General features: G+C 73.6%; 12 protein-coding genes. All 12 read right to left on the bottom strand.

Going from position 1 to position 21,551, the window contains the following annotated elements:
- Positions 1–54: 54 nt before the first annotated feature.
- A complete protein-coding gene (locus N6H00_RS32210; protein ID WP_268975347.1) occupies positions 55–1,155 on the bottom strand; it encodes a polyprenyl synthetase family protein in 1,101 nt (366 codons plus the stop codon).
- Complete coding sequence (gene hpnE, locus N6H00_RS32205; RefSeq protein WP_268975346.1) at positions 1,152–2,645, bottom strand: hydroxysqualene dehydroxylase HpnE; 1,494 nt, start codon at positions 2,643–2,645, stop codon at positions 1,152–1,154. Before hpnE ends, N6H00_RS32210 begins: the two co-directional genes overlap by 4 nt.
- Positions 2,642–3,604 carry a presqualene diphosphate synthase HpnD gene (gene hpnD, locus N6H00_RS32200; RefSeq protein WP_432280670.1) on the bottom strand — a complete coding sequence of 321 codons (963 nt, stop codon included), beginning with the start codon at positions 3,602–3,604 and terminating at the stop codon, positions 2,642–2,644. The genes hpnE and hpnD overlap by 4 nt, the downstream gene beginning before the upstream one ends.
- Positions 3,601–4,464: a squalene synthase HpnC gene (gene hpnC / locus N6H00_RS32195; protein ID WP_268977200.1), complete on the bottom strand. Its 864-nt coding sequence runs from the start codon at positions 4,462–4,464 to the stop codon at positions 3,601–3,603. Before hpnC ends, hpnD begins: the two co-directional genes overlap by 4 nt.
- Before the next feature lie 467 nt (positions 4,465–4,931).
- Positions 4,932–5,672, bottom strand: coding sequence for a TetR/AcrR family transcriptional regulator (locus tag N6H00_RS32190; RefSeq protein ID WP_268975343.1), 741 nt, complete (start codon positions 5,670–5,672; stop codon positions 4,932–4,934).
- Positions 5,673–6,515: 843 nt separating this feature from the next.
- A complete protein-coding gene (locus N6H00_RS32185; RefSeq protein ID WP_268975342.1) occupies positions 6,516–7,949 on the bottom strand; it encodes a cytochrome P450 in 1,434 nt (477 codons plus the stop codon).
- Positions 7,946–8,872 (bottom strand): SDR family NAD(P)-dependent oxidoreductase, encoded by a 927-nt coding sequence (locus N6H00_RS32180; RefSeq protein WP_268975341.1) that lies wholly within the window; start codon positions 8,870–8,872, stop codon positions 7,946–7,948. The genes N6H00_RS32185 and N6H00_RS32180 overlap by 4 nt, the downstream gene beginning before the upstream one ends.
- Positions 8,869–9,306: an ester cyclase gene (locus tag N6H00_RS32175; RefSeq protein WP_268975340.1), complete on the bottom strand. Its 438-nt coding sequence runs from the start codon at positions 9,304–9,306 to the stop codon at positions 8,869–8,871. Before N6H00_RS32175 ends, N6H00_RS32180 begins: the two co-directional genes overlap by 4 nt.
- An 11-nt stretch (positions 9,307–9,317) precedes the next feature.
- Complete coding sequence (locus tag N6H00_RS32170; protein WP_268975339.1) at positions 9,318–11,693, bottom strand: SDR family NAD(P)-dependent oxidoreductase; 2,376 nt, start codon at positions 11,691–11,693, stop codon at positions 9,318–9,320.
- On the bottom strand, positions 11,690–18,388 hold the full coding sequence (locus tag N6H00_RS32165; RefSeq protein ID WP_268975338.1) for an SDR family oxidoreductase: 6,699 nt from the start codon (positions 18,386–18,388) through the stop codon (positions 11,690–11,692). The genes N6H00_RS32170 and N6H00_RS32165 overlap by 4 nt, the downstream gene beginning before the upstream one ends.
- Before the next feature lie 48 nt (positions 18,389–18,436).
- Positions 18,437–19,954 (bottom strand): acyltransferase domain-containing protein, encoded by a 1,518-nt coding sequence (locus N6H00_RS32160; RefSeq protein ID WP_268975337.1) that lies wholly within the window; start codon positions 19,952–19,954, stop codon positions 18,437–18,439.
- 161 nt (positions 19,955–20,115) lie between these two features.
- A complete protein-coding gene (locus tag N6H00_RS32155; protein WP_268975335.1) occupies positions 20,116–21,489 on the bottom strand; it encodes an NAD(P)/FAD-dependent oxidoreductase in 1,374 nt (457 codons plus the stop codon).
- Between the last annotated feature and the right edge of the window lie 62 nt (positions 21,490–21,551).

Genomic DNA, 21,551 nt, shown 5'->3' with positions numbered 1-21,551 from the left:
GCACCCCGGCTGGGTGCCGGCCGGCGACTGCGAACTAGGTGGTGTTGATGGCGATCATCTCTCTCGTACGACGACGAAGTCGGCGAGCGCCACGAACCGCGCCCGGACCTCGGCGGGCATGTCCACCGAGTCGAGCGCCTCCATGGCGGTCGCGTGCTGTCTGCGGGCCTCGGCGGAGGTCCAGTCCCGGCCGCCGGCCTGTTCGATCAGCGCGGCCCGGATGGCGAACTCCTCCTCCGAGAAGTCGGCGAACTCCTCCTCCGGCTTGTGCGCGTCGGCCGCGAGGATCTGGGCGAGCCGCTCGGAGTCGGTGCCGCCTGCGGCGAGCGCGGCGACCACGGGCAGGGACTTCTTGCGCTGCCGCAGATCGCTCCAGGTCCGCTTGCCGGTCGCCTCCGGGTCGCCCCAGATGCCGAGCAGATCGTCGATGGCCTGGAAGGCGAGGCCCAGGTGGTAGCCGTAGCGCTCCAGGGTGTCGGCGGTGCGGTCGTCGGCGCCCCCGAGCACGGCGCCGATGGAGGCGGCGCAGGCGAGCAGGGCGCCGGTCTTGTTGCCCTCCATCTCCAGGCACTCCTCGACGGTGACCCGCTCGCGGTGCTCGTAGGAGATGTCCTGCGCCTGACCGTCGATCAGTTTCCGGCTCGCGGAGGTGAGCCGGCGGGTGGCCCGCCCGGCCTCCACAGTGCCCAGCTCCAGCAGTATCTCGTTGGCCAGGGCGAACAGCGCGTCACCGACGAGGATGGCCTGGGCCGGGCCGTGCACCTTCCACACGGTGTCGCGGTGCCGGCGCTGTTCGTCCCCGTCCATCAGGTCGTCGTGGAGCAGCGAGAAGTTGTGCACCAGCTCGACCGCGACCGCGCCGGGCACACCGGTCTCGGGGGTGGCGCCCGCCGCCTCGGCCGACAGCAGGGCGAGCGCGGGACGCACGGCCTTGCCGCCGTCGCCGGCCGCCGGCTTTCCCTCGGCGTCGATCCAGCCGAAGTGGTACGCGGCGACGGTATCCATGGGCGGGGCCAGCCGGTCCACGGCGGCGCGCAGCACCGGCGTGGCGAGCGTACGGCCGCGCTCCAGCAGCGCCATGACGCCTGCGGTGTCGACAGCTGGGGTCGCCGGGGTCACGGTCTCTCCTCTTTTGTTCTTGGTGGTGGTGCTCATGCCGCCTCCTTGGGCGTCCCCCCGCCCGGGGCGGGGAGCGGGTTCACATGCGGGCGGCCGAGGTCGGTGAGGGCCGCGCGGGCGGCGGAAAGACCGCTGCGCACGGCGCCCTCCATGGTCGCGGGCCAGCCGGTGGCGGTCCACGCACCGGCCAGGTAGAGGCCGGGCGCGTCGGTGGGGGCGGAGGGCCTGAGGCGCCCGACGCCGGGGACGGGGGCGAAGGTGGCGGTGCGCTCCCGGGTGACGAAGAAGTCACGCACCCGCGCCCCGCGGGCGAGCGGCAGCAGCCGCTGAAGCTCGGGCAGATAGCGGGCGCGCAGCTCGGCCACCGGGCGGTCGACGTCGTCGTACGCGGCGGACTGCGACACCGCCAGGTACTGGCTGTCCCCGGCCCCGGGCGCGCCCCGCAGCCCGGAGGCGTCCGTGCGGTCGAAGACCCACTGGACGGGGGAGCCGATGGCGGCGAAGAACGGGCGGCGCAGCACCGTGCGGTCGTAGATCACATGCAGATTGACGATGGGCGCGGTGCCGATCCGCAGCAGCCGGCCGGGGTCTTTCAGGGCGCCGTCGGGCAGCAGGGCGTGTGCCTCGCGCTGCGGTACGGCGAGCACGAGCACATCCGCGCCGTCCGCCCCGGCCGGCGGCTCTGGTCCCGGCCGTCCGGCGCGCCGCACGCTCCAGCGGCCCTCGGGGGTGCGGGTGACGGCGGCCACCCGGGTGCCCAGCTCGGTCGTCACGCCCGCCGCGTCCAGGGCGCGGTGGGCGCGGGTGTGGTGCAGCTCGCCGAGCGGGGCGCGGGCCCAGCCGATGTCGGCGGCGCCGGGCCGGGAGAGCAGCCCGGTCTTGAAGACCATCGCGGCCAGGCCCAGCGAGGCGTTGTGCGCGGTGGCGTTGAGCGTGGCCACGCCGACCAGGTCCCACAGCGCCTCGACGGCGCGCGGCGACTGGCCGTGGCGGCGCAGCCAGCCGGCGAAGTCCGCCCCGTCCAGGGCCGGGTCCTCGGGGTCCAACCGCCCCAGGGCGAGCGCGGCGCGGCCCACCAGGGCGCGCTCGGCGAGGGAGAGATGGGGGTAGGTGGCCAGGCTCGCGGACAGGTGGAGCGGCACCGGCAGGGCGGTGCGGCGCAGCCGGCCGAGCCGCCGTCCGCTCGGGCCGTCGGCGTCGAGGACGGGGACGTCCAGCCGGTCCTGGAGCGGGACCAGCCGGGTGGCGCCGACCCGGTCCAGGAACCACTGGTAGGCGGTGCAGCAGCGCAGCAGGACGTGCTGGCCGTTGTCGACGGTCAGTTCGCCCGCCGGGGAGGAGCGGTGGAAGGAGAAGGCGAGGCCGCCCAGCCGGGGGCGCCCCTCGACCAGGGTGACCCGCAGCCCGGCGTCGGCCAGCGCGAGCGCCGCCGTGGTACCGGCGAGCCCGCCGCCGATCACCAGCGCGCTCCGTCCGGCGGGGCGGCGCCCGGCGGGAGCTGCGGGGCCCAGGGGCGAAGGGGTCACACCGGCCTCCCGGGGTCGCGGCGCTCGACGGCGCGGGCGTCCAGTCCGGCCAGTCCGCGCACCGCCACATACGCCTTCTCGTGGCCGGGCAGCGAGACGCGGCCGCGCAGGATCGCCGCGGGGTCCCTGGCGATCCGGGCGAGGAGTCTGCGGTAGATGCCGGCCATGGCGGACACGCACGCCCCGCTGCGCCGGTCCAGCAGCGGCAGCAGCCGGAAGCCCTCGTCGAAGAGCGCCCTGGCCCGCCGCACCTCGAAGTGGACCAGACCGGTGAAATCGGCGTCGGGCGGCGCGGTGGAGGTGCGGAAGGCGGCGGTGCAGCCGAACTTGGCGAGGTCGTCGGCGGGCAGGTAAGTGCGCCCGGTGGCGGCGTCCTCGCGGACGTCCCGGAGGATGTTGGTCAGCTGGAGGGCGAGCCCGAGGGTGTCGGCGTAGTGCGGGGCGCGTTCGAGCTCGTCCTCGCCGCGGCCGGTGCCGGGGGCCGTTCCGAAGACGCCGAGCGACAGCCGTCCGATGGCGCCCGCCACGCAGCGGCAGTAGACCTTGAGGTCGTCCCAGGTCTCGTAGGTCTGCCCGGCCACGTCCATCAGCACGCCGTCGATCAGCTCGTCCAGCGCGTCGAGCGGGATCGGGAAGCGGTGCGCGGCATGGGAGAGGGCGACGGCGACGGGGTCGGTGTCGTCCTCCTCGATCCCGCCGCCGCGCACCCGGTCCAGCAGGGCGCGGGTGTCCGCCAGCCGGGCGCGCTTGGCCGCGGGCTCGAGGGGGCCGTCACCGATGTCGTCGATACGGCGGGAGAAGGCGTACAGGGCCGACATCGCGCGGCGCTTCTCCGTCGGCAGCAGCCTGATGCCGTAGGCGAAGTTACGGGCCTGGTGTCCGGTCACGGCCTCGCAGTAACGGTACGCCGCGAGCACTGGCGCGGACGCGTGCGGAGATCCCTTCACGGTCCGGCTCACCCCTCTCTTCGCAGTGTCGCCCCCACCTCGCGCAGCAGGCTGAGCTTGGTGGGCCTGGGCGGTCCAGGGAGTACGTCATGTCCCGCGGCCGCGACCGCCCGCAAGGCGGCCCGCCCCCCGGCCACGAATCCGGCGAGCAGCACCTTGAGCCTGCCGTGGACGCTACCCACCAGGGGGGTGCCTTCATTCAGCAGGTCTCCGGCGCGTTCCGCCTCCTTTGCGACCAGCGCGCGCAACCGCGCGCCGCCCCTGGGGGCGGCGAGGTCGGCCTCGGTCACACCGAAGCGTTTCATGTCCTCGGCGGGCAGATAGACGCGGTCCCTGCGGAGGTCCTCGGCCACGTCCTGGAGGTGCTCGATGATCTGGAGGGCGGTGCAGATGGCGTCCGAACGGCGGATCCGCTCGGGGCTGGCGGTGCCGGTGATGCCGAGGACGAGCCGCCCGACGGGGTTGGCGGACAGCTCGCAGTAGTCGAGGAGCTGCTGGTAGGTGGCGTACCGCCGGACCCGCTGGTCCTGGCGGTTGGCCTCGATCAGGCCGAGGAAGGGCTCGGGGGTGAGCCCGTGACGGCGGACGGTGGGGCGCAGGGCCCGCAGCAGCGGATGGCGCGGTTCCGCCGACGGCCGGAAGACCCGGTGCAGATCGGCCTCGAAGGCGTCCAGCATCGCGAGCGCGTCGTCCGCCCGCTCGCGGTCCAGTCCGAGCAGTTCGGCGTCGGCGCCGCCGGGGGCCAGGTCGCCGTCGCCGATGTCGTCGACCAGCCGGGCGTAGCCGTAGACGGCCATCAGGTCGGTGCGCCAGGCGCGGGGCAGGAAGAAGGGGGCCACGGGGAAGTTCTCGTGGGCGGCCTTGTCGAGCACGGCACGGGCGGCTTCCTGCCCGCCACTCCGGCCGCTCGACGTGGTATGGGACCCGCTGCGCTCGTCCTCCACGGTCACCGTGGACAGCCAGGCATACGGGCGAGACCCAGGACGCCACGTGGATCCCGGCGACCGGGCCCCGCGGGAGCGCTGGAGATGGGCCGTGTAGCCAATGCCGTCACATCCCCCGTTCTACACCGGTTGCCAGGGTCGGCCGATCCGGACACGCCGCTCCGTCTTGTCAACTGGCTCCGGCCCCGAGCCCCCGAACAGGGGACACCGGTCCGGCTCCGACATGATCCGGATGAGCACTGCCACAGCTTACGCCTCCCGGTCTACAGCCGTACGGGGCGATACCCCGATGTGACCTCCGGGCGGCCCCGGCCGGGTGGTCGCGGGCCACCCGGACCGGTTCCGGAGGGCCCGCGGCCGGCCTCGGACGGTCCTTCGGACCTGGTCGGGCCCGGTCAGACCACTTCTTCGTAGAACTCGGAGATGTCCAGCACCCGGCACAGATCGCGCAGTTCGAACTCGAAGAAGTGCTGGCCCTCGGAGAGCGCAAAGGACATATGGCCCAGCGCCTCCATGGAGATCACCCCGTACAGCCGCACCCAGCAGCGGAGCATCACGGCGATGGCGCCGGGGGGCATGTCGACGTCCTGGTCCTCGCTGAGCGCGGTGAGCGTGCGCGCGAGCCCGGGGTCGAGTTCCTCGACCGCGGGGGCGGGGAAGCCCCGCACCCGCCACAGATCGGCGACCAGGTCGGAGTAGACGGAGCCGAAGACCCAGCTCATATGGCGCTCGGGCTTGGTCTCCTCACGGCCGAGCCCCGGGGCCCACGGGCCGAGGATGAGCCCGAACTCATGGGGGTGCTTGATCGCCCAGACGCGCAGCGCCCGAGCGCCGCTGATCCACCGGCGGCCCGGCTCCTCCTCGGGATGCTGCCCGAGGACCCCCTGCATGAAGCGGGCCATCTCCTCGAAAATGTCCACGCGCAGCTGAAGGATCAGCGCATCCCGGCTACTGAAGTAGCGGTAGACGGCCGGAGCCGTCATGCCCATCTCACGCGCGATGGCCCGGATGGTCACATTTTCCGGGCCCTCCTGAACCAGGAGCGTCCGGGCGACGTCCTTGATTTCACGGATGGTCGCGATGCGCAGCCGCTCGCGCCGTGAGTACGGTGCGACGTGCGCTTCCCCTGGCGACACGCGTCCCCCTCCCTGATGCTGCGCCGTTCGACAACCCGGCGTACACGCACACGATACAGCGCCTCCGTTTAGTGAACAGCGGCGACGACAGCACCTCTGGCTCATCTGCTAGCTCCCCGACCTTGCCACAGATCCGGGGGGATGCTCCGCCGGACGGCTCATCCGGCACCGTCCGGGTCACCGGGGGACGCGCGGAAGCGGCCGTGTTTGCGTCGGACATTCATTCGCAGAGAATGCGCGCGAGCGCCCCGCCGAGCATGGGATAAAAGTCTGGTGCCATGGTCGGCATCACCCCGTGGTAAACGATCGTAGCGGAGGTGAATTTGAGTTCTGGACGGCCTTGGCGCACCCGCGGAAAAGCACCCGCGCGGCCCGTTCCACCAGGAACGGGCGCGACGGCACGGAAATCGCGGGCGCCCACGTTCGGTGAGCGGTCCGGGGCATGCGAGCCAGGCCACGTGGCCCGGCACGCGTCCCCCGTATTCTCCGCGGCGGCACGACGGGACACCCTTTCCCGCAATGGCCCCCGCGTCTCGCGGGCGACGCCGCGAGCCTCACCGCGTTTCACCGACGCCTTTACGGTCGCCACCCGCCAATTCGGTGAGCGCTTTTCCCGATCCGGCTTCCCGGCGGCGCGGGCCGTCCGCCACCGGCCGCGGTGCGCGCATAACCGGCGGCCGACGGCGCCGGGCCGGACCCGAAACTCCGCTTCCACTTCCGCCCCGGGCCCCCTCCGGGGCCGGCTTCCGGCCCCGGGCCGCCCGTACGGCGTTTACGATTCTTTGACCATGAGCACCGGACGCATACCGGAGCACGGCGGTCACGGACGGGTGACGGCGGGGCCTACGGATGGTGCGGGCAGGCGGCGGGGGCGACGGGAGCGGTCCGCCGGGCCGGCCGGGGCGTGGCGGTGCTCCGCTCGCGCGGGGTCACCGTCACCATCACGTCCTGGAGCGGCCGCAGCGAGATCACCGGTGAGCCGTACCGCAGCTCGGTCCCCGGGATCCGGCTGACCCGGAAGCGCTGGTTCACCATGGCCACGATGATGCGCAGCTCCAGCAGCGCCATGAAGTTGCCGACGCACTGCCGGGGTCCCGATCCGAACGGCAGATACGCCAGCCGCGGCCGCTCCTTGATGGCCTGCGGGGTGAACCGGTACGGGTCGAAGGCCAGCGGGTTGTCCCAGTGGCGCGGGTTGTGGTGGGAGACCAGCGGGGACAGCAGCACCGAGGAGCCCGGCTCGATGCCGTAGCCGCCGAGGGTGTCCGCCTCGACCGCCGCCCTGGGGAAGATCCAGATGGGCGGATGCATGCGCAGGCTCTCGTCGACGACCATCTTGGTGTACGTGAGCGATTCGGCGCTCCGCGCGTCCGGCGGCCCGCCGCCGAGCACCGTGGCGATCTCGGCGTCCAGCTCCTCCTGGACGCTTGGGTGGGCGGCGACCGACAGCAGCGTCCAGCACAGGGCGACGGCGGTGGTCTCATGGCCGGCCAGATAGACGGTGAGCAGTTCGTCCTTGATCTGCTGATCGGTCCAGGGCTCCCCGGTGGCCGGGTCGGTGGCCTGCTCCATCAGCGCGATCAGCGGCCCCTCCCCGGTCTCGGCGTAGGCGCGGCGCACATCGGCCACGATGCGGTCGAAGACCCGGTGAATGCGCAGGATCTTGCGCTGACGGTCCGTCGGCACCCAGGAGGGCAGCATCTCGGTGGCGGTGCCGCGCCGGAACATCACCTCCACCACATCGTCCACGATCGTCTTCAGCAGGGCCGAGTCCGGCTTGATGTCGTAGGCGAACAGCGAGCGGCTGAGGGTGACCAGGGTCAGCCGCAGCATGTCGGTCATCAGATCGACCGGCTCCCCGGCGGCGGCCTTGCGCTCCCAGGTCTCCAGCATCTCCTCGGTGGCCCGGATGATGTTGGGGATGATGTCGGTGACGGCGTTCTTGAGGAACACCGGCTGCACCGTCCGCCGGTGGCCGCGCCAGAACTCGCCGTCGGTGGTGAGCAGGCCCTTGCCCATGACCACGCCGAACTGCTCGTAGAGCGGGCCGCGGACGTAGTTGCCGTTGTTCTCCACCAGCACCCGGCGCACCGCCTCGGGGTCGGACACCTGGTGCACCAGGAAGGGACCGAGCCGCATCCGGACGATCTCGCCGTAGTCGCGCTGCAGACCGAGGAGGAATTCGGCGGTGTTCCGCTTCCAGGGGCCCAGACTGCCCAGCAGCGGGGCGCCCTTGGGGCCGGGTGCGAGGCGCGGCGCGGAGGTCGCTGTGGTCATCGGTGGTCTCCTTGCTTTCGCGGCCGCGGCCCGCGGGGCACCGGAAACAGGCGGCGCACGAAGAGATGGTCGAAAAGGGCGTCGGGGGCGAGGCGCCGCAGGGCGATCGTGCTGTGGGCGAGGAGTCCCACGGGATAGCGGGCGCGCGGCCGGGCGCCGCGGGCGCCCTTGGCCACCACCTTCGCCACCCTGCGGGCCACGTCGTCGGCCTGGATCGCGAAGGTGCCCGCCAGGGTCCGGCGGCTGCCGGTGTAGATCGCCTCGAAGTACTCGGCGCTCTCCTGGCGGAACCTCTCGTACGTCTCGCTCACCGGACGCAGATTGCTGACGTAGGTGGCGCCGAACCGGGTGGTGCGCACCGGCCCCGGCTCGACGAGCACGACGCGCACCCCGAAGTCGGCCACCTCGTTCCGCAGGGAGTCGCTCAGCGCCTCCACCGCGTGCTTGCTGGCGTTGTAGAAGCCCGAGCCGGGGACGGCGTAACGGCCGAAGACGGAGGAGATGTTGACGATGGTGCCGCTGCCCCGGGCGCGCATCGCGGGCAGCACCAGCTGGCTGAGCCGGACCAGTCCGTGGACATTGGTCTCGAACTGCTCGCGCACCTCGGCCATGGAGGCTTCCTCGATACAGCCCGACATGGCGTAGCCGGCGCTGTTGACCAGCGCACCGACCGCGCCGTGCGCCGCCTCGACCTCGGCGACCGCGGTGGCCATGGACCGCTCGTCGGTGACGTCGAGCGCCATGGTGCGGATGCCGAGCGCGGCCAGCTCCGTCAGCGTCTCGGGCCGCCGTGCGGTGGCGTATACGACGTGCCCGGCCCGGTGCAGCCGCAGCGCGCAGGCGCGGCCGATACCGGAGGAGCAGCCGGTGATGAGGACCGGAGTGCCGGCCCCGGAGCCCGGGGCCGGCTCGCGGCCGGTCACGCCGGGGGCGCGTCGAACGCCCCGAGCTGGGTGGCCAGGTCGTAGGTGTCCATGGAGAACCAGCTCTCCACGATCAGGCCCTCGTCGTTGAACTCGTCGATGACGATGCCGGGGATCTCCAGCTTGCGGCCCCGCGCCGAGATGAGGCCCGCGTAGGCATCGCCGGTGTGGGTGCCGCGTGCGGTGAACCGGCTGACGACCTTGTTCCCGTCCAGGATCCAGTCGTCCACGGTGACGTGGAGGTCGGGGAAGGAGGCGCGCTGAAGCCGCACCCACTCCTTCAGGTGCTCCACGCCCTCCTTGCCGTTGGCGGCGGTGCCGTGGCTGATGTGGTCCTTGGTGGCGCCCTCGTAGATGACGTCCAGATTGCCCTTGTTGAGGCACTCCTCGTAGTAGCGCTCCAGGACGGCCTTGTTCTGTTCGGGAGTGGACATGGATCGCCTTCCTATTCCGTCGTGTTTCCCAGCGGGCCGGAGAACCCCGAGACGGTCGCCACGGGGTCCCCGGAACGTGCGTCGGTGATCCGCCACACGCCGAGCGAGGGATCGCCCTCGACACGGGTGGGTCCGCACTCGGCGGAGTGCACCGCGATACGGCCGATGACCAGCGGGTCGGCGGTGGCCGAGAGCCCGTCGCCCTGGGTGGTGCGGCGGCGCACCACGTTCTCCAGCGCGCCGACCGGGAGAGCCGTCCCGGGCACCAGGGGCGTGGCCCACAGGTCGGCCGGCGGGCAGCGCGGGACCTCGGCCACCGGACGGTCCCCGGGGGTCCACCCGGACACCGGCACCACGGCGCCGCGCCAGTGCAGGAACGGCGGCCCGGAGCGCAGGGTGGTGGTCTGCCGGACGGCGGGGCGCGGCGGGGCGGGCGGCCGCGGCCCGCCGGTCTGGTGGACGATGCGCAGGCTCGCCTCCGCACCGTCCCCGGCGCCCTGCCGGCGGTAGCGGACCTCCACGATCCAGTCGTGCCCCTCGTGGAACCCGCGGGCCTCGCGGACCAGCCGGATCGCGGGGCCGTCGAGGCGCAGCAGCGACAGCGGCACCACGATCTCCTCCAGCCGGTCGGCCCGCAGCTCGGGGAAGTCCTCCGGGACGAGCCATTCGGCGGCCCGCAGGGCGTTCTCCAGCAGGAGGGACGGCGGCAGGGCGGGGGCGCCGTCGATGCGGAAGTCGCCGAGCGCGGGGGTGCGTTCGGGGTCGAAGACGACCCGGGCCGCCAGGTGGGCGTGCGGCTGGTAGGCGGTCACCTCGCCGAGGTGGAAGATCTTCGGGTAGGCGGCGGCGAAACCGGGCAGCGCGGGCACCACCGGATAGCCGACGGCCTGGCCCGGGTCGATGGCCCGGCCCAGCGGCCCGACGAAGGTGACCTCGCCCTCGGAGGCGCCCAGCAGTTCGGCCCGCCAGCGCTCCAGACCGTCCGCCACGTCGATCGCGGCCATGTAGCGCAGGGCCGCGGCGAAGTTGGCGATCAGCCCGATGCGGTCCCAGGTGGGCCAGGCGAGGGTCATCACGGGGAACGCGGCCCGGCGGGCGGCCCACTGGCCCAGCCGGGCCAGTCCGTCGTTGGCCGCCGCGTATTCGAGCTGGCCGACCATGCCGCCGAGCCGTCCGGTGAGGGAGCCGACGCTGCAGAAGAACTTCAGGTCGCGGTCGCGCACCTCCTCGAAGACGTTGAGGAAGCCCTCGATCTTGACCTCTACGGTGCGCAGGATCTCCTCGTCGGTCTTCTTCGGCAGCCGGGCGGCGGTGTCCACCCCGGCGTTGTGCACCACCCCGGCGAGCCTGCCGCCCGCCGGCCCGGTCACCCGCCGGATGAGCTCGCGCACCTGGGCCCGGTCGGTGACGTCGCAGCGCGCGTACTCCACCCGCAGTCCCTCCCGCCGGGCGCCGGTCATATGGCGGGCGAGCTCCCACAGCCGGCGGGTGCGGGCCAGCCGGCCGCGGATCAGCGCGGGCGACTCGCCCTTGGCCCGGCCCGCCCAGACGTCCTTCTCGTAACGCTTCCACCCGGCCTCGTCCGCGCCAAACCAGGGCTCGTCCCCGCTCGGGAACGGCTCCCGGCCGGTCACCACGACCCGTGCGCCGTGCCGGGCGGCCAGCGACCGGGCCAGCTCCCAGCCGATGCCCCGGCCGCCGCCGGAGATCAGCACGGTGTCCTCGGGGCCGAGGGTGAGGGCGGGCGCGGCCACCGGCCGGGCCTCGGGGGTGAGGGTGAACCGGCGGCCGTCCCGGTAGCCGACCTCGATCTCGCCGGTGCGGCCGAGTTCGGCGGCGACGATGCCGGGCAGTTCGGCGGAGGCGGCCAGGTCGATGTCGACGACGCGGGCGCCCACGTTGGGGAACTCCCGGTGCAGGGTCTTGGCGAGCCCCGCCCAGATGCCGCCCAGCGGCTGCTCCAGACCGTCCCGCGGATGCCGGCCCATCCCGCCGCCGAGGTAGCTGACGGCGAGGTAGAACAGCCGGTCCGCGGCGGTCTCCGCGGCCCAGTCGTCGTAAGCGCCGCGCAGCGCGGTCACGGTCTCGGTCAGCGCCCGCCGCCAGGCCCCGGCGGACGCGGCCGGGTCCGGGCCGTACGGCCGGCCCACGGTGAGGTCGACGATGGCGTCCACGGGGCCGGGGCCGTCCGGCTCCCGGCGCACCAGCGCGCCGTGTTCCTTCAGTACGCGCTCCACCCCGGCGGCGACGTCCTGTTCGCCGCCGATCAGCAGCACCCGCATACCGGCCAGCCGGGGGTGCGGCCCGGCCGGGCGCGGCAGCTCGGTGAGCCGCCACACCATCCGGGTCACCGGCTGGACCGGCCCGTCCTGAGCGGCCGCCGTCATACCAGGCCCTCCCCGGGTACCGGCTGCGGGGCCGGGACGGCCTCGCCGGTCTCGGCGTCGATGTAGCCGATGAGGGTGGCCCGCATGTCCTTCATCTGGAGCAGCATCCGGCCGTCGGGCCGTACCGCGACGAAGCGGTTGCTGATGGCGTCGGCCGTCAGATCGAAGCCCGGCGGGGTGACGAAGAGGTCGACGGCCGCCTGGGAGGCGGCCAGATCGTGGTCGCTGATCTCCTCGTACAGATCGATCCGGCGGATCGACAGCGGTGCGGCCACCGGCACCAGATGGCCGTCGACCAGGTCCAGCACCCCCACCCGGGCCAGCCCGTCGAGCAGGATGGCCGGCACGGTGAACCGGGACCACACCGGATCGCCGGCCGGGACGGCGGGCGCGTAGCGGGCCCGCTTGCCCCGGGGGTGGATCCGGGTGTCGGTGGTGGAGACGAAGGGGCCGGTCAGCCGCACCGGGGAGCCGGGCTGGTGGTACGGGTCGGGGACGGGTGTCTCCGGCCCCGAAGGCCACTCCTCCCAGCGCGGCGCGGTGGGCGCCTCGGTGTCCAGCAGCACCCGGGCCCGGAAGTGGACCCGGTCCCTGACCAGGACCACCCCGCTGGGCGCGACCACGTCCTCGCTGATCCGCACCTGGACGGCGGTCACCTCACCGGGGCCGTCGACCAGCTCCGCCCGGATGCGTTTCGGGCCCGCCGGGTGGTCCCGGTAGACCCGCAGGAAGTGCTCGAAGCGCAGGTCCTCGAAGGCGATCACCCGCTTGCCGGGAACCAGGGCGCGGGCCGCCTCGGCGGCCAGTTCGGTGACGAAGGTGCCGGGCAGGGTGGCCTCGCCGCGCACCGTGTGGTGTGCCAGATAGCCGTCCGTCTCCAGGTCGAAGGCGCACTCGTGGACCTGGGACCGCTCATCGGACGCCACCAGCCGGCGCAGGAAGAACCCGGGCCGCCGCGGCCCGCCGGTGGTGGAGAGGTAGCCCGGGTAGAAGCGCTCGACCGTGGCGCGCTCGGCGTCGCCGAGGTGGACGACGGAGGGGCGCCGCACGGGGGCGTGCAGCTCCTGGACGAAGTGGTGGACGCCCTCGGCGACGGCCATGTTGCTGTACGAGCCGGCGCGCTCGTAGTACGCCTTGGTCAGCTCGTTGGCCCCCATGCCGACGCCCTCCCACAGCGTCCAGCCGATGGTGACCTCGTCCGCCTGCGGGTCGGTGGCGCGGGCGTGGGTGGCGGCGGCGGCCAGGAAGTCGTTGGCCGCGGCGTAGTCGGCCTCCCCCAGCTGCCCGAAGTAGCCCAGCAGCGAGCCGAAGTTGCACCACAGCCGGGGCGGGGCGGTGCGCAGGGCACGCTTGAGGTGGAGGTAGGAGTCCAGCTTTAGATCGCGGATGGCGGTGAACTCGGCGAAGCCCTTGTCCTTGATCAGCCCCGAGCGCTGTAGCCCGGCGGCGTTGACCAGCAGGTCGATCCGCCCCTGCTCGGCCAGGACCCGGCCGATCGCCCGGTCCACCCCGGCGCCGTCGCGCATGTCGCAGGTGAGGTAGGTGACCCGGCCGGCCCCGCTGTGGGCGGCCATCTCGTCCAGGTTCCGGCGCGCCCAGCGGGCGTTGACCATGCGGTCGAAGGCGCGGTTGATGTCGGCGACGGTACGGCCGTCACGCCGGGCGATCTCCGTCTTGATGTAGCCGGAGCGGCGGGCGGCGAACTCCTCGTCGGTCCCCTGATAGGTCTCCGGCGGGTAGTCGTCCAGGGAGTTGCTGCCCAGGACGTAGATCCGGGGCCGGAAGTGCTCGGCGACCGCCTTGACCACCTCGGCGGTGATGCCCCGGGCGCCGCCGGCGACCACCACGACGGAGTCCGGGCCGAGCACGGCCGGCGCCCCCTCGCGCAGGTCGTTCGGCTCGTCGGAGAGCAGATACGCCTTCCGTACGCCGTCGATGTCGAACACCACGGGGAAGACCCGCTCGGCCGCGCTCTCCTCCTCGGCGCGGGCGATGGCCCCGGCGAGGTCGGTGGCGGAGGTGCACAGCGCGAAGGCCAGGCACGCGTCGCGCTCCAGGGCCGCGGTCTTCCACAGCCCGGTGAACAGCCCGGTGTACGGGTGCGGGGTGCCGCCGGGAGCGGCGCCCAGCAGCAGCGCCACGGCCGAGGAGCCGGGGTCGCCGAGGTCGTCGTACGCGTGCTGGAGCGTCAGGTAGGCGGCGTCGTGCAGGGCGGTGAGGGCGGGCGCGGGGCCGTCCGTGGCCGCCGCACCGAGGTCGCCGACCACCCTGAGGTGGGTGATCCGGGGGCCCGCGCCGGCCAGGGCCCGGCGGACCGACTCCTCGGTGACCTCGGGCAGGTGGTGCCAGCCGGGGCGCGGGGCGGCAAGCGGCGCCGTGGACAGGACGGTGAGGTCCGCGTCCGGCGGCACGACCTCGGCGAGCGGCCCGGGGGCGTCGGTGAGCACCACCGCGCCGGCCGGGAGGAAGGGGACGCGCTCGCGCACGGTGCGCGCGGGCAGTTCGGTCAGCACGGGCACCTGGCGGCGGACCCGGACCGGGGTGCCGTCCGCGAGCCGCCCGTCGGTGGCGAACGCGGCGGGCAGCGCGGCGGGCAGCGCGGCCGGGACCGCCTCGGCGGACAGCGCGGCCGGGACCGCCTCGGCGCCGCCGGAACCGGGGTCGTCGCCGGGTTCCAGGGCCTCGCCGGGGATGGTCAGCCGGAGCCGGGCCCCGGCGGCGCTCTCGCTCTCGTCGGTGGCGATCTCCACGGTCCCCGAGGGCCGGTGCAGCGCCTTGAGGACGGCCAGACCGCCGGCCGCCCCCAGATAGCGGGCGTGCTCGGGCGCGGGCGCACCGCACAGCAGGACCTCGTCCGGGGCGGACTCGCCGCGCCCCGCCTCGACGGCGCCGAGCGGTTCGTCCACGTAGGCCAGCACCGTGAGCCCCGCGGCGCGGGCCCGCTCCTCGGTGGTGAGGGCGAACAGGAAGGCGCCCTCGGCGAGTTCCTCGGCCTCCGGCGGCAGCAGCGCGCCGATCAGCGTCCGGTACTCCGGGAGGCTGTTGCCGTTGATGCCGCCCGCGAGCGCGAAGTCCAGCTCCCCGGTGCGCAGATAGCGGGCCGCGGAGGTGATCGAGGAGACGGCGGAGGCGAATCCGGAGTCCATCGTCATGTTCGGGCCGTTGAGGTCGAAGTAGTTCGCCACCCGGGCCGAGATGATGTTGGGCATCTGGCCGGGGAAGGAGTCCTCGTTGGAGGCCGGGATCAGGCCGCGTACGCGGTCGCCGAGCCGTTCCAGCACACCGGGCAGGGCCTCGGAGCGCAGCTCGCCGAGCGCCTCGGCGATGTCGTCGAGGTAGCAGCGGTTGGCGTAGAGCATCGCGGCGCGGGTCGGGCCCATGTGGCCGACGAACACCCCGGTCTTGAGCGCCCGCTCCTGCCAGAACTCGGGCATCCGGTCGCGCAGCTGATGGGCGCACTCCACGATCATCAGCTGGCAGCGGTCCAGGGCGCGGATGGTCTTGGGAGGCAGCCGGACCTTGCTGAACGGCGGCGCCGGGTACTCCTCGCCGAAGCTGTCGCGGGGGCGCGGGCCGCCGCCCAGCCAGCGGGTGACCTCCTCGCGGCCGTCCAGTCCGGGCAGATGGGCCGACCAGCCGACGATGGCCACCCGGCTGCCGGTGTCCGGGACCTTGGTGACGGTGGCGGGGGCGGTGGTTTTGGCGTTGGCGTTCTGCGAGGCGGCGGGCCGGCGGTACTCGGAGTACTCGGAGACGATCAGGTGGGCGTTGGTGCCGCCGAAGCCGAAGCCGGACACCGCGGCCAGCCGCGGCCCGTCCGGCCGGCCCGGCCAGTCCTTGCGCTCGGGGGTGATCTCCAGTCCGGTCTCGGCGAGCCGGAAGTCCTCGCGGGGCCTGGAGAAGCGGAACTGCCCGGGGATGGTGTGCTCGGCCAGGCCCAGCAGGTTCTCGATGAGCGAGACCACGCCCGCCGCCCAGCCGGTGTGCCCGATCAGGGACTTGTTGGAGGTCACGGCGGCCGGTCCGGCGGTGCCGTAGTACTCCCGCAGCGTGGTGAACTCCGCGAGGTCACCGGCCGGCGTGCCGGTGGCGTGGGCGTTGACCCACTGCACCGCGCCGCCCTCGACCTCGCCCGCCTCCAGGGCGCGCCGCACCGCCAGGCTCTGACCGGCGGCGTTGGGCGCGTAGATGGCCTTGCCCTTGCCGTCGGAGGACGAGCCGAACGCCCGGAGCACCCCGAGCACCTTGTCGCCGTCGGCCCGCGCCCGGCTCAGCCGCTTGAGGACGACCAGCGCGGCGCCGTCGGCGAAGATCACCCCATCGGCGTCCTCGTCCAGCGCGTGCACCTCACCGCGCTTGGAGAGCCCCTGGAGCTTGGAGAAGAGCACGGTGCCGCGCGGTGCGAGGGCGAAGGCGCCGCCGCAGACGGCGATGTCCTGCTTGCCCATGAGCAGGCCCTTGGCCGCGATGTCGATCGCGTACAGCGACGAGGAGCAGGCGGTGTCCACCATGTGCAGCTCGGTGGACGGCGGCAGCAGACCGCGCATCGCCAACTCGCCCACCCGGTGCGGCAGAAACCGCGAACGGTCTTGTCCGGCGCGCCAGTAGCGGCGGGCCAGGGCGGCTTCGATGTCGCCGCCGAGGGCGGCGCGCTCGCCGTCGTCCAGCGGCAGGTCCCGGAGGATGTCGCGGGTCATCCGGGTGACGCTGTCCAGCACCCCGGCCTCTTCGAGGTGCTGGCTGCCGTCGGGGGTGTAGCCGACGACGAAGGAGCAGCGGTCGGTGTCCCGGCGGCGCACCCCGCCGAGGGCCTGGACCAGGCTGTGGCGCAGCCACATGGTGGTCAACTCGTGGTCGTCCGCGCCGTCGGCCATGCTGTCGACGGAGCCGGGGACGGCCTCGAAGTCCGTGATGAAGACGCAGCGGTCGGCGTACGCCTTGTCCTCGGCGGCGGTGTCGGCGGCGTGGAAGTTCTCGTGCCGCCAGCGGTCCCGGGGGATCTTCACGAACAGCTCGTCACCGGTCGTACGGAGCTTCCAGAACTCCTCGGGACTGTTCGCCCCGGCGACGGCCAGGCCCATGCCGACGACGGCGATCGCGTCATCGGGGACGCCGGGGAGCCCGGCGGGATCGGGCGCCTCCAGGACCCCGGCCACGCCGGCGGCCGGGCCCGTGGCCCGCACGGGCCCGGACGGCACGACGGGCGCGGGCGCGGACTCCGGTACGGCCTCCGCCACAACGGCCGCGGACCCCGGTGCAGGGGCCCCCTGCGGCGCAGCGGCCACCTCCGGCGCAAGGACCGCCCGCGGCGCGGCGGCCATCCCCGCCGCGGGGACTTCCTCCGCCGCGGCGGTCTCCCCCGATGCGGCAGCCATCCCCGGCACGGGGGCCACCCCCGACACCCGGACCTCCTCCAATACGGCAGCCACGCCCGACGCGGGGATTTCCCCCGACACGGCAGCCACGCCCGACGCGGGGACCTCCCCCGACGCAGCAGCCACCCCCGCTGCGGGGGCTTCCCCCGACGCGGCGGTGTCCTCCGGCGCGGCAGCCACCCCCGCTGCGGCGGTCTCATCCGCTGTGGGGGCCACCCCGGACGCGGGGGCCACCCCCGACACCCGGGCATCCTCCGATACGGGGGCCGCCCCCGACGCGGGGACCTCCCTCGCTGCGGCGGCCATCCCCGCTGCGGAGACTTCCTCCGCTGCGGGGGCCGCCCTCGGTGCGGAGGCCACCCCCGACACCCGGGCATCCTCCGATACGGCAGCCACGCCCGACGCGGGGGCCACCCCCGCTACGGGGACTTCCCCCGACGCGGCGGTGTCCTCCGGCGCGGCAGCCACCCCCGATGCGGCAGCCATCCCCGGCGCGGCAGCCACCCCCGACACCCGGGCATCCCCCGCCGTGGGGGTGGCGGTCGGTGGGGACAGGAGGGCCGCGCCCAGGGTCAGTCCGCCGTCGGCGAGGACTACCTGTCCGGTGATCCACCGCGAGGCGTCGGAGGCCAGGAAGGCCACGACGTCCGCGAACTCCTCCGGAGTGCCCAGGCGTCCGAAGGGGGTCGCCTTGGCGATCACCTCCTGCATCTCCTGGGCCCGGGGGAACTTGTCCGCGACCTCGCTTTCGAGCATCGCGGCCGACGCCGTGTTCACCCGGATGCCGAGCGGGGCGAACTCCACGGCGAGATAGCGGGTCGCCGCCTCGGCGGCCGCCTTGGCGGGGGCGCAGGCCGAGTAGTTGGCCATCACCATCTGCGAGCCGCCGAGCGCCGAGACGGTGACGATCGACCCGCCGCCGGTGCGCGCCATCAGCGGGGCCGCGGCGCGGGCGCAGCGCAGTCCGCCCTTGTAGTTGGTGTCGATGGCCTTGGCGATGTCCTCGTCGGTCACCTCGGCCAGGGGCAGCAGGGCCCCGTTGGCGGCGCTGTTGATGAGGATGTCCAGCCGCCCGTGGCGCTCCTCGATCTCGGCGAACATCCGGTCGACCTGCTCCTGCCGGGCCACCGAGGCCCGTGCGAGCTCGATCCGGGCGCCGCGTGCCACCAGTTCGTCCCTGGTGCGCTTGGCCTGGTCGTGCGAGTGGAAGTAGTTGAGGACGACGGCGGCGCCGCGGTCCGCGAGGGTCCGCGCGATCGCCTTGCCCACGCCCTTGGAACCTCCGGTGACCAGGGCCACCTTCCCCATGAGGTCTTTCATGGAACGACTGACTCCTTCTGCGACTTCTGCGACGAGGGGGTGGGCGGTTCAGCCCGCGGCGGAGGCCGCCGCGTGGGCCCCCTGGTCGTTCAGCTGCTGGAGCACAAAGTCGGTGATCTTGCCCATGGTGTTGTAGGTCGCCAGCCGGAAGCCGGACTCGCGCGGCGGCAGCCCGTAACGGCTGGAGACCCTGGACAGGAGCTCGACCTGCTTGACGGAGTCGACGCCCAGCTCGGCCTCCAGCTGCACCTCGTCCTCGAAGACGTCCTCGGGGTATTCGAGCGCCTCGGCGTAGAGGGTGCGCAGCTCCGCGAAGAGCCGCTCACGGTCGTACGCCTCCGGCCGCGGCCCGGACCCGGACCCGTACGAGGCCGGGGCCGGGGCCGGTGCGGTCTCGGCGGCGGGCTCGGGCTCGGCGCGCCGGGGCTCGGTGGACTTGCGGAAGGCGTCCAGTTCGGTGCGGACCAGCTCCAGCACCATCTGGCCGCGCTCGCTCCAGTACGCCGCGAACACCTCGGCGGGCACCGAGGGGGCCAGCAGTTCGGCGAGCCCGCCGCGCTCGGGCGCGGCGAGACCGGCCTCGCGCAGCTCTTGGAGGGTTCCGTCGAGCGCGAGCCGTCCGCCGGTCAGGGCCAGCGTGGGCAGCGACCGCACCGGGGAGCCCGTGGTCACCTTGGCGACCAGTTTGGAGAGCGCGGCGCGCCCGCCCGCCTCCACGAACACCTTGACGCCGGTCTCCCGCAGGTGCCGCACGGCCGCGGCGAACCGCACCGGCTGGGTGAAGTGCTCGGCCAGCAGGTCGGCGAGCACGTCCCCGGGCTCGTAGTAGCGCTGGAGGATCGGCGAGTAGACGGGGCGGTGCAGCGGATGCTGGTCCAGCTTCCGTACGTACGCGGCGAACTCGGGGGCGGCGGGGGCCAGCGCCGGGGTGTGGAAGGGGAAGGGGGTGTCGATCTCGATGGCGCCCACGCCCAGCTGTCCGGCGATCGCCACCACCCGGTCCAGGATTCCGGCGGGGCCGCTGACGACGGTCTGCTCGTCGTGGTTCTCGGTGGCGACGGCCAGCAGCGGCTCGTCCACCAGCTCCAGCAGCTTGCGGGTGCGCTCGGCGCTCGCGGACAGGGCCACCATGCGGCCGTCGACACCGCCCTGCCGCTCGATCACGGCGACGCGCTGGGCGACGATCCGGACGCCGTCCTCGACCGAGAAGGCCCCGGCCGCCACCAGGGCGGTGATCTCGCCGAGGCTGTGGCCGGCCAGGACGTCGGGGGTGACGCCCCGGGCGGCGAGGATCTCGTAGCCGGCCAGGCCCGCGCCGTAGATGGCGACCTGGGAGGCCCACGGGTCGCTGTCGAGCAGATCGCGCAGATCGGCCTTGCGCTCGCCGAAGAGCACATCGGAGATGCGGCGGGCGTACAGCTCCTCGGTCACGGTGTCGAGCCGCTCGAAGACCCGGCCGATCTGGGGGTGGAGCTCCTTGGCGCGGCGGAGCGCCTCGCCGTCGAAGCCGCCCTGACCGGGGAAGAGAAAGGCCGTCGTGGCGTCGACGGGCAGATGGGTGGACATGCCGAACCTCCTGGTGGAAGGGGTGACGATGGATGAGGTGCGCCACCCGCACGGGTGACGCGGCGCTGTGGACGGCCGATGGCCGTTGTGAGGTCGCGGCGGTGCCGCGTGGGCGGGCCGCGGAAGTGCCCCCGGCGCGTGGGCGCGCCGGAAGGGCGGGGCTAGGCCGCTCGGGCGACCGGGGAGCCGAGCAGGAAGGCGCCCATGCTCCCGAGGTTGGCGGCGATCAGCCGGTCGGCGAACCGGGTCGCCGGGGGCAGATGCCTGGGGGCGCCGCGCACCAGCCAGCGCACCATGCGGATCTTCCAGCCCGGCTCGGGGCCCGCGGGGATGTGGTCGAAGAGGGCGTGGATGTTGGCCGGGGAGTAGAACTCGGCCGGCGGGACGATCGTGGCGAACATCCCGACCATCCCACTGCCGTGGTGCGGGCTGCGGGCCATCGCCCGGATGAACTCCAGCTCCTCGCGGTTGTAGTCGGCGATCGCGGCATGGTCGCGGGTGTACCGGAAGTGGCCGCTCACCAGCGCGTCACGGCGCCGGGCGTAGTCGGTGAGCGCGACGGTGAGGTCGCGGTCGCCGGACAGGGCGGGCTCCACGGCCTGCGCCAGCAGTTCGGCGCCGCGCAGGGCGTCGGTGATACCGGCCGCGGTGATGGGGTCGCGGGTGTAGCCCGCGTCGCCGACCAGGGCCCAGCCGGGGCCGTGACAGTGGCGCAGGAAGTTGGGGACCGCGCCGGTCATCCACGTGTCGGCGCGCCGGGTCTCCCGCAGCCGCGCCGCGAACTCGGGGTCGACGTCCTCGAAGGCGGCGATGACCGTGGCGTCGCGCTCCTCGTCGGGCGCCGCCTTGAAGTCCTTGACCGGCAGGGCCACGCCGACGATGGTGAGCCCGTCGTGGGTGGGCCAGGTGAAGGCGTGCCGATGGCGGTGGCGGTAGGTGCGCACCTTGCCGTCGTGCGGCAGACCGGCCCAGTACGACCAGTGGCTCTTGTTGAGCACCGGATGGGATTCGTACTTCTCCGCGCCCACCAGCCGGGCGACGGTGGAGTTCGAGCCGTCGGCGCCGACCACCAGCCGGGCGTGCGCCACGAGGGGGGTGCGGTCCTCGGTCTCGGCCCGGACGCCGATGACGGTGCCCTGCTCATCCGTCAGCAGTTCGCGCAGCGCGACCTGTTCCCGCAGTTCCGCCCCAGCCTTGACGGCGGCCTGGAGCAGGATCTCATCGAGCTTGCGGCGCTCCGGGGAGTACGCCTCGGCCACACCCTCGACGGCGGGCAGCTTGGCCATGAGGTGAACGGGGCCGCTCTGCAGACCGTAGGAGTGAATGGGCGGGCAGCCGGTGGCGGCCACCTCGTCCAGCAGTCCCCAGCGCTTCAGCCGGAGAATTCCCGGGGGGTGGACCAGATTGGTCGCGGCCCCCTTTCCGCCGGGGAATTTCGCCCGGTCGAGCAGGAGGACGCGGTACCCCGCTCGCGCCAGGAGCATCGCCGTCGATGCCCCGCTGATGCGCGCTCCCACCACAATGACGTCGTACATAGCGACCCCCATACCCAACGGTCACCCGGGATCCGGGGGCCGGTTGGATCATCTTTTCGCTC

The organism is Streptomyces sp. S465, assembly GCF_026898115.1.
GTDB lineage: Bacteria > Actinomycetota > Actinomycetes > Streptomycetales > Streptomycetaceae > Streptomyces > Streptomyces luomodiensis.
Note: the sequence above shows the minus strand (reverse complement) of the source record. Positions and strands in the feature narration are given on the sequence as shown.

Coding starts and splice junctions, on each gene's coding strand:
- N6H00_RS32165 (WP_268975338.1), bottom strand. CDS start 18,388: ATGAAAGACCTCATGGGGAAGGTGGCCCTGGTCACCGGAGGTTCCAAG.
- N6H00_RS32185 (WP_268975342.1), bottom strand. CDS start 7,949: ATGACCACAGCGACCTCCGCGCCGCGCCTCGCACCCGGCCCCAAGGGC.
- N6H00_RS32175 (WP_268975340.1), bottom strand. CDS start 9,306: ATGTCCACTCCCGAACAGAACAAGGCCGTCCTGGAGCGCTACTACGAG.
- N6H00_RS32160 (WP_268975337.1), bottom strand. CDS start 19,954: ATGTCCACCCATCTGCCCGTCGACGCCACGACGGCCTTTCTCTTCCCC.
- N6H00_RS32170 (WP_268975339.1), bottom strand. CDS start 11,693: ATGACGGCGGCCGCTCAGGACGGGCCGGTCCAGCCGGTGACCCGGATG.
- N6H00_RS32210 (WP_268975347.1), bottom strand. CDS start 1,155: ATGAGCACCACCACCAAGAACAAAAGAGGAGAGACCGTGACCCCGGCG.
- N6H00_RS32155 (WP_268975335.1), bottom strand. CDS start 21,489: ATGTACGACGTCATTGTGGTGGGAGCGCGCATCAGCGGGGCATCGACG.